The following is a 12,012-nucleotide window of genomic DNA, read 5'->3' as shown; positions in this document are numbered from 1 at the left end:
AACGATCACCCCACCGACCTCCGCCCCGGCGCCCATATCGGACAGTCGCGACAAAGTCAGAAGAGGCCCGGGTCGGACGGTGGCCCCGATCTTCACCATGGTCGACGATCTTGCGCGAATGCCCCGAATTTCGTCCGACGCACCCGAAATGCCCGGACACTCGCGCAAGATCGTCGAACGCCTCGGGCACGTGTCGGACAGTCGGGACAAAGGCCGGGCGGGGGTGGGGTGAAACGGTGACCGGGCGACGGTGGACGATGCGTCGCCCCACCAACCTGGCAGTGGAGGCCTCGGAGCGCAGCGGAGAGGCCGGAGCGGTCTCCCGCGCGAGGAGCGGAGGTGAGATCGACGAACCCGGGACAAAAAGATCTTGAACTTGGCCTAGAAGGATCTTCGTAGTGAGACATGGAGTGCGTAGAGCCAGAACCCCAGGACGATCGGGGTGGTGACCGGGATGACCAGGCCGAGCAGGAGCGCGAGCAGACCGATGCCGCCGGCGATGAGCAGGCGGCCGGGCTGACGCCAGGCGGGGGCGAGCGCCGACTTCGCGGCGCCCCACCAGGGAAGCGATCCGGTCGCGACGACCACGAGGCCGAGCAGGCCGAGGGCGAGGAAGACGACGATCGCCGTCGCCAAGGCGAGGAAGCCGCCGCCCGGGACCGTGCCTCTGGTGACCGCCCGGATGTCCGTGAGCAGCAGGGCGGTGACCACGATCAGGACCGCGGTGACCGCGACGCCCGGTAGCAGGGATCGGAGGAACCTGCGGAATAGATCGGACATCCGGGGCAGGCCGCCGTCCTCCAGACGGCGGCCCACCCCCCAGCTGGCCGTGGCGAGGGCGCCGCCGAACGGGAGGACGAGGAAGGCGCAGATCAGCAGGAAGATCCCGAGGAGCGCCAGGTCCGCCGCGTCGGACAGCGCGTCCCGCCAGGACAGCCGGAAGGTCATCCCTTGAGCCCCGTCGTGTTGATGCCGTCGACCAGCATGCGCTGGAAGGCGAGGAAGAACAGGAAGACGGGCAGCAGCGACAGCAGCGACATCGCGAACATCGGGCCGACCGAGCTCTGCCCGGAGGAGTCGATGAACAGCCGCAGCGCCACCGGGACGGTGTAGTGCGACAGGTCGTTGAGGTAGATCAGCTGCGTGAGGAAGTCGTTCCAGGTCCAGATGAACGAGAAGATCGCGGTCGTCACCAGCGCGGGCCGGGCCAGCGGCAGCATCACGTGCCAGAAGATGCGGTACGGGCTGGCACCGTCGATCTTCGCGGCCTCGTCCAGGTCCCGGGGGATGCCCCGCATGAACTGGACCATGAGGAAGACGAAGAACGCCTCGGTCGCCAGCAGCTTCGGCACGACGAGCGGCAGCGGAGTGTTGATCCAGCCGAACGCGTTGAACAGCAGGTACTGCGGGATGATCAGGACGTGGTGCGGCAGCAGCAGCGTACCGATCATGATCGCGAAGAACACGCCGCGGCCGCGGAACTTCAGCCGGGCGAAGGCGTACGCGGCCACGAGGCAGCTGACGCAGTTGGCGACCACGGTCGCGCCGGCGATGAGGGCGCTGTTCAGGAAGAACCGGCCGAACACGACGTCCAGGCTGCTCCAGCCCTCCTTGTAGTTCGACCACGTGAACTCGTGCGGCCAGAACGAGAGGTTGTTGCTGATCTCCGACGGGGACTTCAGCGAGCTTCCGGTCATCCAGAACAGCGGATAGAGCACGACGCCGACGACCGCGAGCAGGATCAGCAGGCGTACCGCGGCGGACACTCGGCTCATCAGTTCTCCTCCCCGTCGGCGTAGTGCACCCAGAACCGGCCGGTCGAGAAGATCGCGGCGGTGAGTACGCCCAGCACGGCCAGGAAGACCCAGGCCATCGCGGACGCGTACGCCATCTTGAAGTCGGTGAAGCCGGCCAGGTAGAGGTTGAGCGTGTACATCAGCGTCGAGTCGACCGGGCCGCCCGTGCCGCCGGAGAGGACGAAGGCGCCGGTGAAGCCCTGGAAGCCGTGGATGACCTCGAGCACGAGGTTGAAGAACAGCACGGGCGAGAGCATCGGCATGGTGATGTGCCAGAACTTCCGCCAGCGGCTGGCGCCGTCCACCGAGGCGGCCTCGTAGTACTCGTTGGGGATCTGTTTGAGGCCGGCGAGGAAGATGACCATGGGCGCACCGAACTGCCACACGGCCAGCAGGATCAGGGTGGCGAGCGCCCAGTCGGGGTCGTTGGCCCACGGCTTGCCCTCGATGCCGAACAGCCGCAGGAACGCGTTGAACGCACCGTCGCGGCTGAACATCGCCAGCCAGACGAGCGAGAGCGCGACCGAGCCGCCGAGCAGGGACGGCAGGTAGAACAGGCTCCGGAAGGTGCCGTTGCCCCGGCGGTCCCGGCGCAGCAGGAGCGCCACTCCCAGGGCCGCGGCCAGCTTCAACGGTACGGCGATGAGCGCGTACCGGACGGTGACGCCGACCGAGTGCCAGTAGTGCGGGTCGGCGGTGAACATCTTGTGGTAGTTCGCGAAGCCCACGAACTTCACGTCCGACCAGCTGTCCAGCAGCTCGTAGTCGGTGAAGCTGAGGACGAGCGAGAACAGCATCGGGATCGCCGTGATGCCGAGGAACCCCAGCAGCCACGGTGACAGGAACACGTATCCGGCGAGGCCCTCACCCCGCCGCGCCGTCGTGGGACGGCGCCGGGGCGCCCGCGTGACCGCGGGCGCCTCGGCGGGGTGGACGGCCTCAGCCAGCGATGGCGGCATTGGCTTCGTTCACAAACTGGTCGGCGGCCGCGGCGGAGGTCGCCTTCGCGTACTGGACGTTCTCGGCGTACGTGATGAGCAGCGAGCGCACCTTCACGTGCCCCTTCGGCGGCACCGCCGGCGCCGTGCCGAACTTGCTCGCCAGCTGCGTCTCGAAGTCGCTGGACGCCTTGGCGTTCGCGTCGGACAGGCCCGGCACGACGGCCGCGCGAACGTCCGTGTTCGCCGACAGGCCGCGGTCGGTGCCCCACAGCTTGCCGACGTCCGGCGAGTTCACCAGGAAGTTGATGACGTCCGCGGCGGTGTCCGCGTGCTTGGTGCCCTTGTAGATCGACAGGTACATCGCCGCCCGGGCCCACTGCGCGCTCGGATCGCCCGGGTACGCGACGACCCCCAGCTTGTTCTTGGTGGCCTTGGCCAGTTCGGTGACCTGGTTGGCCCACAGGAACGAGGTGGCGGCCTTGCCCGTGACGACGAGCTGCTTGGTCACATCGCCGGCGTTGGCGGTGTGGATGATGTCGGCGGGCGGCGCGGCCTTGCGGTCGCGGGCGCCCTTCCACAGGTCGAACCACTTCGCGACGTCGTCGGCCGTGCAGCCGAGCTTCTTGCCGTCGTAGAGCTGCTTGCCCTGCTGGCGCAGCCAGATCCAGAGCGCCTTGTAGTCCGCGCTCGGGTCCATCGTGCCGTAGAGCTTGCCGCCGGACTTCGTGGTGACCTGCTCGGCCCAGGTGATCAGGTCTTCCCACGACATGCCGGTCGTGGGGACGGCGAGGCCGAGAGCGGTGATCGCGGTCTCGTCGTAGATCATGCCGGGCGTGTTCTCGCCCGTCGGTACGCCGGCGAACGCCCCGTCGACGACGCCGTACTGGACCAGGCTGGGCGGGAACTTGCTGACGTCGATCTTCTTCGAGTCCTTGTACGCGGACAGGTCGAGCGTCTGGTGGCGTTCGGCGTACTCGGACAGGGCGCCGTCGTCGATCTGGAAGATGTCGGGGGCGTTCCCGCCGGCCGTGAGGGTCGCGAGCTTGTCGTAATAGCCGGCGTTGGCCTGCCACGTCTTCTTGAACGTGACGTTCGGGTGCGCCTTGGTGTAGAGGGCCAGCGCGGCGTCGGTCGACTTGGCGCGGGCGTCGCCGCCCCACCAGAAGATCGACAACTCGACGGGCGCGTTCGGGTCGGCGCTGGGCTTGTCGTCACCGCAGGCGGCGAGGCTGACTCCGGCGGAGCCGAGAAGCGCGGCGGCCCCGAGCCCTCGCAGAAGAGTCCGGCGGCTCGCGGTAACGTGATCGAGCGGCGAACCGCCCGGGGCGAGGGGTGCTGTGTTCGGCATGGCACTGACTCCTTGACGCGTAGGAGACGACTCACGCTTCGGCGCGGGGTGTGCCGCGCTCACCCGGGTCCGCATCGCCTTGCGGACCCGGGCCCGTGGAGTCGCGGATGACGAGATCGGTGGCGAGGCTGACCTGGGCGGTGGTACGCCGGTCGTCGCCGTGCTGCAGCAGCATGTCGACCGCCGCCCGGCCGGCCGCCGCCGTGGGATTGGCGACGGTGGTCAGCCGGGGGCGGGTCAGGCGGCTCAGCGCTATGTCGTCGATGCCGACCACGCTGACGTCGCCCGGTACGCGGACGCCGAGGCGGTCGAGGCCTTCGATCAGGCCGATCGCCATCAGGTCGTTGTAGGCGAGCACGGCCGTGAAGCCGGCCCGTTGGACGTGTTCCGCGGCGGCGATCCCGCCGTCCTCCGTGGGCGCGTTGGGCCCGAGGACGCCGATCTCGACCTCCCCGGTGCGTACCTGGGATGCGGAGGTGACCGCCTTGCGGATCTCCCGGTTGGTCCAGGAACCCCTGGGGCCGCCGAGGAATCCGATCTTCTTATGGCCGAGGCCGACGAGGTGGTCGACGGCCGCGCGGGCGCCGTGGCCGACGTCCATCACCACCGAGGGCAGGCCGGGCACCTGCCGGTTGACGACGACGAGCGCCGCCTCCCGGGACAGCGCCTCGATGACGCTGTTGGCCAGCCGGGGGCTGACCAGCAGGATGCCGTCGACCTGCTTCGCGAGGGCGTGGACCAGCTCCTCCTCGACGGCCACATCTTCGTTGCTGTCCGCGACGAAGATGTGGTAGTCGCGTAGCCGGGCCTCGCGTTCGGCCGCCTTGATCAGCGGCGGGAAGAACGGGTTAGCGATGTCGGCCACGATGAGCCCGATGTTGTGCGTACGCCCGGTGATGAGCGCACGGGCGGCCCGGTTCGGCCGGTAGCCCAGCTTCTCCGCGGTCTCCAGCACCTTGGTGCGGGTTTCCGCGTTCACCAGATGCGGTGCCGAGAATGCCCGGGAGACCGTTGATATGTGCACACCGGACGCTCGCGCGACATCACGGATCGTCGTTGGCATGCGGCCTCCCTTCCTCGGCTCGGTTGGCCAATTAATGCAAACGCTTGTGGTGTTGTCAACGCCTTGTTGTTGCCGGCTGATGTCGTAGGTCACTTAGTCTTCACGGTGAATACGCATGTAACTGGGCGAATCGGGTCGCTTGGGAGCGCGGCCATTGACGGCTGGGCACGGACGTGGTTAGTTCCACTGCAAACCTTTGCAGTCGCTCCCCTCAGTTCCGCCGACAGCCGCCCGGCTCCGCCCCGAGCCGCCCGGCTCCACCGTGAAGGGAACGCCCATGGCCACCCCCCGCCGCTACGCCCTGGTCGGCACCGGTTCACGCGCCGAGATGTTCGTGCGCTCGCTCTGCCTGGACCACCGGGAGACCGCCGCGCTGGTCGCGCTCTGCGACACCAATCCACTCCGGCTGCGTACGCAGCAGCGGCTGGCCGCCGGGCTCGGCGTACCGGAACCGGCCGGGTACGCGGCCGCGGACTTCACGGAGATGCTGGCCAAGGAGCGCGTCGACACGGTCGTCGTGACCACTGTGGACAGCACGCACGAGGCGTACATCGTGGCGGCGCTGCGGGCCGGGTGCGACGTCGTCACCGAGAAGCCGATGACCACCGACGCCGAATCCTGCGCCCGGATCCTCGCGGCGCAGCAGGAGACCGGCCGGAGCGTACGGGTCACCTTCAACTACCGGTTCAATCCGGTGCACGAGCAGGTCAAGCGGCTGCTGGACGAGGGCGCGGTCGGCGAGATCGGGTCCGTGCACTTCGAGTGGCTGCTCGACGTACGCCACGGCGCCGACTACTTCCGCCGCTGGCACCGGGACAAGGCGAGCTCCGGCGGCCTGCTGGTGCACAAGTCCGGGCACCATTTCGACCTGGTCAACTGGTGGCTGAGCGCCCGCCCCGAAGAGGTGTACGCGCAGGGCCGGCTGTTCTTCTACGGCGAGAACGGCGTACGCCACGGGTTCGGCCGGGATTACGACCGGGCGCACGGCAGCCCGGCGGCCGCGGACGACCCGTTCGCGCTGCACCTCGCCGAGAACCCCCGGCTGAAGGAGCTCTACCTCGACGCCGAGCCGGCCGACGGGTACCAGCGCGACCGCAATGTGTTCGCCCCGGGCATCTCCATCGAGGACGACCTGGCCGTCCTGGTCCGCTACGACACCGGCGCGACGATGAGCTACCACCTGACGGCGTACGCGCCGTGGGAGGGCTACCGGCTGATGGTCAACGGCAGCCGCGGGCGGCTGGAGCTGGAGGTGGTCGAGAGCGACCACGTCGACCCGATCGCGGCCCGGACGGTGAAGGGCTCGGCGCTGCACGGCGCCGAGGAGCCCGCCGAGCAGGGCTGGACCACGTTGAAGATCCGCAACTTCTGGCAGCCGCCCGAGGACGTCCCGGTCGAGAAGCGGTCCCGGGAGGGCCACGGCGGCGCCGACGTGCGGATGACGGCGATTCTCTTCGGCGGGCGGCAAGACCCGCTCAACCGGGCGGCGACCGAGCGCGACGGCGCGCTCGCGCTGCTCACCGGGCTCGCGGCCAACCGCTCGCTGGCCACCGGCCGGCCCGTCGCCACGGCCGATCTCCTCTCCATCCGATAAGACCCAGGAGCCGTTGTGCCACACCCCGACATCCTGCTGCCCGCCGAGCCGTCCCAGCGCCAGATCGCCCGCGAGCTGTACGCGCACGCGCGCGGCCTGCCGCTGATCTCGCCGCACGGGCACGTCGACCCGCGCATCCTGGCCGACGACGCGGCCTTCCCCGATCCGGCCCGACTGATCGTGGTGCCCGATCACTACGTCACGCGGATGCTCTACAGCCAGGGCGTACGCCCGGATGAGCTGGGTGTGCCGCGGGCGGGTGAGACGGGCACGGCGGCGGACGGCCGGGAGATCTGGCGGATCTTCGCGCGGCACTGGCCCCTCTTCCGCGGTACGCCGTCGCGGCTGTGGCTGGAGCTGGAGCTGGCCGACGTGTTCGGCGTGACCACGCCGATCGGCGAGGCGACCGCCGACCAGGTCTACGACGAGATCTCGGCATGCCTGGACCGGCCGGAGTTCCGCCCGCGGGCGCTGTTCGACCGGTTCAACCTGGAGGTCCTGGCCACCACGGAATCGCCGCTGGACCCGCTGACCCATCACGCGAAGCTCGCCGCGGACGGCTGGGCCGGGCGCGTGGTCAGTACGTTCCGGCCGGACAACGTGGTGGAGATGGACTGGCCGGGGTGGGCCGAGCGGGTTGCCCAGCTCGGCGGGATCACCGGCGAGGACACATCCACTTTCGACGGCTACCTGAACGCCCTGCGCGCGCGGCGCCAGGACTTCATCGCGGCCGGCACGACCTCCAGCGACCACGGCCACCTCACGGCCCGGACCCTCGTCTTCGAGCCCGGCCAGGGCCAGCGGCTGCTGACCAAGGGCCTGCGGGGCGAGGCGACGGCCGCCGACGCGGAGGAGTTCTGCGCCGGCATGCTCGTCGAGTTCGCCCGGATGTCGGTCGACGACGGCCTGGTCATGCAGCTGCACCCCGGCTCGGTACGCAATCACAACCGCAAGCTGTACGACGGCCACGGCCGCGACGTCGGCGGGGACATCCCGCAGGCGACCGATTACGTGCACGCGCTCCGGCCGCTGCTGGACGAGTTCGGCGACGACCCCCGCTTCCGCATCGTCCTGTACACGCTGGACGAGACCGTCTTCAGCCGGGAACTGGCTCCCCTCGCGGGCGGGTACGCGTCGGTCTTCCTCGGCGCGCCCTGGTGGTTCCTGGATTCGCCGGAGGGTTTGCGCCGGTTCCGGGAGGCGGCCGTGGAGACGGCGGGCATCGCCAACATGGCCGGCTTCGTCGACGACACCCGCGCCTTCTGTTCCATCCCGGTACGCCACGACGTGGCCCGCCGGGTCGACGCCGGTTTCCTCGCCCGCCTGGTCGCCGAGCACCGCCTCGGGCTGGACGAGGCGGCCGAGGCGATCGCCGACCTGAACTACCACCAGCCGCGGCGTGTCTTCAGCCGCGGGCCGCTCCCCGCCACCTCCCGCATACCCAGTCAGGTGACCCGATGAAGATCCTCTCTGCCGAGATCCACGACGTCCGCTTCCCCACGGCCGACGCCGGGGACGGTTCCGACGCCATCAACCGCGGCGACTACTCGGCCGCGTACGTCAGCCTGGTCACCGATGAGGGGGTGACGGGCGACGGGTTCACCTTCACCAACGGCCGGGGCAACGAGATCGCCTGCGCCGCCATCAGCGCGCTGTCCCATCACGTCGTCGGGCGTACGCTCGCCGAGATCGTCGAGGAGCCGGTCGCGTTCTGGCGGTCACTCACCGCCGACGTGCAGTTGCGCTGGCTCGGGCCGGAGAAGGGCGTCATCCACATGGCGGCCGGTGCCCTGGTCAACGCGGTCTGGGACCTGCGGGCCAAGGCTGCCGGCGTACCGCTGTGGCGCCTGCTGGCCGAGCTGCCGAGCGAGGAACTCGTCCGCAACGTCGACTTCCACCACATCACCGACGCGCTGACCCCGGGGGAAGCGCTTTCCATTCTGGAGCGCGGCCGGGACGGGCTGGCTGCACGACTTGCAACGATCGAGGCCGACGGCTTCCCGTCCTACACCACCTCGGTCGGCTGGCTCGGCTATCCGGACGACAAGGTCCGCGAGCTGACCCGCCGCGCGTACGCCGAGGGCTGGCGGGCGATGAAGATGAAGGTCGGCGGGCCGATCGAGGACGACCTGCGGCGGGCCCGGATCATCCGGGCGGAGATCGGCCCGGACGCGTTGCTGATGATGGACGCGAACCAGGTCTGGGACGTCGACGAGGCGATCGCCAACATGGCCGTGCTGGCCGAGGTGCAGCCGTACTGGATCGAGGAGCCGACGCACGCCGACGACGTCCTCGGCCACGCCCGCATCGCCCGCGCGGTGGCGCCGGTCCGGGTCGCCACCGGCGAGGTCGCCGCCAACCGGGTCATCTTCAAGCAGTTGCTGCAGGCCGAGGCGATCGGCGTCATGCAGATCGACGCCTGCCGGGTCGCCGGGGTCAACGAGGTCCTCGCCGAGCTGCTGATGGCCGCGAAGTTCGGCGTACCGGTGTGCCCGCACGCGGGCGGTGTCGGGCTGTGCGAGTACGTCCAGCACCTCGCGATCTTCGACTACCTGCGCGTCGGCCGGTCGCTCGACGGGCGGATGGTCGAATACGTCGACCACCTGCACGAGCACTTCACCGACCCCGTGCGTACGCGCGACGGCCGCTACCTGCTCCCCGAGCAGCCGGGCTACAGCACGACGCTGCGGCCGGAGTCGATCGCGGAGTTCTCGTTCCCCGCCGGCCCGGTGTGGTCGGCGCGCTCCTCCGGCGGCCGCACATGGAGCTGAGCCCGGCCACGCTGAAGGACGTTCCCGCCGGCGCGCGGCCGGCCGCCAGGCCGGAACGTGCGGGCATCGTCCACCTCGGACTGGGCGCGTTCCACCGCGCTCATCAGGCCGTCTACACCGACGATCTCCATGCCGGCGGTCTCTACGCCGACGACCTCCACGCCGGCGGGAGCCAGGGCGAGGGCGGCTGGGGAATCATCGGCGTGGCGCCGCGGTCCGAGTCCGTCGCGGGCGCGATGATCCGCCAGGGCGGCCTGTTCTCCGTCAACACGCTAGGCCCGGACGCCACCACCACCCGGGTCGTCGGCTCGATCATCGAAGTGCTGCACGCGCCCTCCGACCCGGCCGCCGTGACCCGGGCCCTGGCCGACCCGGCGATCCGGGTGGTCACGCTGACGGTCACCGAGAAGGCGTACCGGTCCGGGAGCGCGGCCATGACGTTGCTGCTGGACGGGTTGCGGCAACGGCCGGCCGGAGCGCCGCTCGCGATCGTCAGCTGCGACAACCTGCCCTCGAACGGGCACCGGCTGCGGGCCGTCGTCGAGGCGGAGTTCGAGATCCCCGACGACATCACGTTCCCGTGCACCGCCGTGGACCGGATCGTCCCGGCGAGCACCGCCGACACGTACGAGCGGGCGGCCCGCGCGCTCGGCGTACGCGACGCGGCGGCGGTCGATGCCGAACCCTACAAGCAGTGGGTGATCCAGGACGACTTCCCGGGCGGGCGGCCGGCCTGGGACGCGGCCGGAGCGGTGTTCACCGACGACGTCGCGCCCTGGGAGCGGCTGAAACTGCGTACGCTCAACGGCGTGCACTCGGCGCTGGCCTATCTCGGCGCGCTGGCCGGCTGCGAGACGATCGCCGAGGCGCTGGCCCTGCCGGGGATGGCCGAGCTGATGCGCGGCTACATCGCGGCCGAGATCGCGCCCAGTTTCACCCCGCCGCCCGGGGTGGACGTCGTCGCGTACGGGGAGAGCGTGCTGGAGCGGTTCGCCAATCCGGCCATCCGGCACCGCACGCTCCAGGTCGCCATGGACGGTACGCAGAAGCTGCCGCAACGCGTACTCGGGACGATCATGGACACCCGCGCGCACGGCGGCGAACCGCGGCTCGGCGCACTGATCATCGCGGCCTGGACCCGGTTCGCCCGCGGGTACGCCGACGACGGCGCCGCGCTGCCGCTCGACGACCCGCTGGCCCAGCCGATCCGCGCGCTGGCCGACGGCCGCCCGGACCGGCTGATCGAGGGCCTGACCGAGGTCTTCCCCGCGGCGGTACGCGACGACGAGCCGACCCGGGCCCTGATCCGGACCTGGTACGCGGACCTGGAGCGGCACGGGGTCGCCGCGGTCGTGCGGGGGCAGCGATGAGAGTGGCGCTGATCGGCACCTCCGGGCATGGGATGCATCACCGGCGCAAGCTGACGCAGCTGCCGGTGGAGACGGTCGCGATGGCGGACATCGCGGGCGTGGTGGATCCCCCCGACGGGGTTGCCACCTTCACCGACCATCGCGCGATGCTCGCCGCGGTGAGCCCCGACGTCGTCATCATCTGCACGCCGCCGCCGACGCATCTGCCCATCGCCTCGGACTGCCTGCGGGCCGGTGCCGACATCCTGATGGAGAAGCCGCCGGTCCTGAGCCTCGCGCAGCACGCGGAACTGCAGGCCGTGCTCGACGAGACCGGGCGCGCGTGCCAGGTCGGCTTCCAGGCGCTCGGCTCGCACGCCCTGCCCCGGCTCGCCGCCGCGATGACCGACGGCACGCTCGGCGAGATCACCGCGATCTCGGCGTACGGGGCGTGGCAGCGCGACGACGCGTACTGGGGGAGGTCGGCGTGGAGCGGCCGGGCCGGCACGCTCGACGGGGCGCTGGCCAACCCCTTCGCGCACGCCCTCATGCAGTGCCTCGCGCTGGCCGGTGCCCGCCCGGAGGACATCGAAAGCGTTGAGGTGGAACGCTTCCGGGCCCGGCCGATCGAGGTCGAGGACACCGGTTTCCTGCGGGTCCGGCTGCACGGCCGGCCCACGGTACTCGTGGCGGTCACCCTCTGCGGCGAGGAGTTCGTCGCCGGCAGCGTCCTGGTCCGCGGCACGAAGGCCACCGCCGAACTCGAATACCCGACCGACCGGCTCACCCTGGGCCTCGACACCGTCCCCCTCGGGCGTACCGACCTGCTGATCAACCTGCTCGACCACCGCACGCGTGGCGTACCGCTGCTGGCGCCGCTGGCCGCGACCGCCGCGTTCACCGCGGTGATCGAGCGCCTCCAGGCCGCGCCACCGCCCCAGGCCTTCGCGCCGCACCTGCTCACCCGGGACGATGCCGGCCACATCGTGGTCACCGGCATCAATGCGGCTGTACGCGCGGCGGCCCGCTCGGTGTCGCTCGCCTCCGAACTTCCCACGGCCGGGCACCCGACGGAAAGAGGACTGCAACTCCGGTAGCGCCCGGCGACCGCCGCATCCCTCCAAATGGGACAGAACTCGACGTTTTCACG

General features: G+C 70.4%; 10 protein-coding genes. 5 read left to right on the top strand and 5 right to left on the bottom strand.

Annotation, left to right across the window (positions count from 1 at the left end; genetic code table 11):
- Positions 1-381 precede the first annotated feature (381 nt).
- Genes G401_RS51205 through G401_RS51200 form a run of 5 tightly spaced genes read right to left on the bottom strand, consistent with a single transcriptional unit; the run spans position 382 to position 5,148 of the window.
- Complete coding sequence (locus G401_RS51205) at positions 382-948, bottom strand: hypothetical protein (RefSeq protein ID WP_051367864.1); 567 nt, start codon at positions 946-948, stop codon at positions 382-384.
- Complete coding sequence (locus G401_RS0137860; protein ID WP_027346580.1) at positions 945-1,775, bottom strand: carbohydrate ABC transporter permease; 831 nt, start codon at positions 1,773-1,775, stop codon at positions 945-947. The genes G401_RS51205 and G401_RS0137860 overlap by 4 nt, the downstream gene beginning before the upstream one ends.
- Complete coding sequence (locus G401_RS0137855) at positions 1,775-2,755, bottom strand: carbohydrate ABC transporter permease (protein ID WP_027346579.1); 981 nt, start codon at positions 2,753-2,755, stop codon at positions 1,775-1,777. Before G401_RS0137855 ends, G401_RS0137860 begins: the two co-directional genes overlap by 1 nt.
- Positions 2,736-4,085: an ABC transporter substrate-binding protein gene (locus G401_RS0137850; protein ID WP_027346578.1), complete on the bottom strand. Its 1,350-nt coding sequence runs from the start codon at positions 4,083-4,085 to the stop codon at positions 2,736-2,738. Before G401_RS0137850 ends, G401_RS0137855 begins: the two co-directional genes overlap by 20 nt.
- A gap of 31 nt (positions 4,086-4,116) precedes the next feature.
- On the bottom strand, positions 4,117-5,148 hold the full coding sequence (locus tag G401_RS51200) for a LacI family DNA-binding transcriptional regulator (RefSeq protein WP_034594358.1): 1,032 nt from the start codon (positions 5,146-5,148) through the stop codon (positions 4,117-4,119).
- A 277-nt stretch (positions 5,149-5,425) separates the two neighbouring features.
- Between G401_RS51200 and G401_RS0137840 the strand changes: the two genes are divergently transcribed.
- Genes G401_RS0137840 through G401_RS0137820 form a run of 5 tightly spaced genes read left to right on the top strand, consistent with a single transcriptional unit; the run spans position 5,426 to position 11,959 of the window.
- The gene (locus G401_RS0137840; RefSeq protein WP_034594355.1) at positions 5,426-6,742 is read left to right on the top strand and encodes a Gfo/Idh/MocA family protein; all 1,317 of its coding nucleotides are present in this window, start codon (positions 5,426-5,428) and stop codon (positions 6,740-6,742) included.
- Positions 6,743-6,757: 15 nt separating this feature from the next.
- Positions 6,758-8,203, top strand: a complete 1,446-nt coding sequence (uxaC, locus tag G401_RS0137835) for a glucuronate isomerase (RefSeq protein ID WP_027346576.1) — start codon at positions 6,758-6,760, stop codon at positions 8,201-8,203.
- Positions 8,200-9,513, top strand: coding sequence for an enolase C-terminal domain-like protein (locus G401_RS0137830; protein WP_027346575.1), 1,314 nt, complete (start codon positions 8,200-8,202; stop codon positions 9,511-9,513). Before uxaC ends, G401_RS0137830 begins: the two co-directional genes overlap by 4 nt.
- A complete protein-coding gene (locus G401_RS0137825; protein WP_027346574.1) occupies positions 9,504-10,883 on the top strand; it encodes a mannitol dehydrogenase family protein in 1,380 nt (459 codons plus the stop codon). Before G401_RS0137830 ends, G401_RS0137825 begins: the two co-directional genes overlap by 10 nt.
- Positions 10,880-11,959, top strand: coding sequence for a Gfo/Idh/MocA family protein (locus tag G401_RS0137820; protein ID WP_027346573.1), 1,080 nt, complete (start codon positions 10,880-10,882; stop codon positions 11,957-11,959). The genes G401_RS0137825 and G401_RS0137820 overlap by 4 nt, the downstream gene beginning before the upstream one ends.
- Positions 11,960-12,012: the final 53 nt, after the last annotated feature.

Origin of the sequence: Hamadaea tsunoensis DSM 44101, assembly GCF_000428945.1 — a bacterium.
In the GTDB taxonomy this organism is placed as follows: Bacteria; Actinomycetota; Actinomycetes; order Mycobacteriales; family Micromonosporaceae; genus Hamadaea; species Hamadaea tsunoensis.
Note: the sequence above shows the minus strand (reverse complement) of the source record. Positions and strands in the feature narration are given on the sequence as shown.

Excerpts from the sequence above, each read along its gene's own strand:
- G401_RS51205 (WP_051367864.1), bottom strand. The coding sequence starts at position 948 with ATGACCTTCCGGCTGTCCTGGCGGGACGCGCTGTCCGACGCGGCGGAC.
- G401_RS0137860 (WP_027346580.1), bottom strand. The coding sequence starts at position 1,775 with ATGAGCCGAGTGTCCGCCGCGGTACGCCTGCTGATCCTGCTCGCGGTC.
- G401_RS0137855 (WP_027346579.1), bottom strand. The coding sequence starts at position 2,755 with ATGCCGCCATCGCTGGCTGAGGCCGTCCACCCCGCCGAGGCGCCCGCG.
- G401_RS0137850 (WP_027346578.1), bottom strand. The coding sequence starts at position 4,085 with ATGCCGAACACAGCACCCCTCGCCCCGGGCGGTTCGCCGCTCGATCAC.
- G401_RS51200 (WP_034594358.1), bottom strand. The coding sequence starts at position 5,148 with ATGCCAACGACGATCCGTGATGTCGCGCGAGCGTCCGGTGTGCACATA.
- G401_RS0137840 (WP_034594355.1), top strand. The coding sequence starts at position 5,426 with ATGGCCACCCCCCGCCGCTACGCCCTGGTCGGCACCGGTTCACGCGCC.
- G401_RS0137830 (WP_027346575.1), top strand. The coding sequence starts at position 8,200 with ATGAAGATCCTCTCTGCCGAGATCCACGACGTCCGCTTCCCCACGGCC.
- G401_RS0137825 (WP_027346574.1), top strand. The coding sequence starts at position 9,504 with ATGGAGCTGAGCCCGGCCACGCTGAAGGACGTTCCCGCCGGCGCGCGG.
- G401_RS0137820 (WP_027346573.1), top strand. The coding sequence starts at position 10,880 with ATGAGAGTGGCGCTGATCGGCACCTCCGGGCATGGGATGCATCACCGG.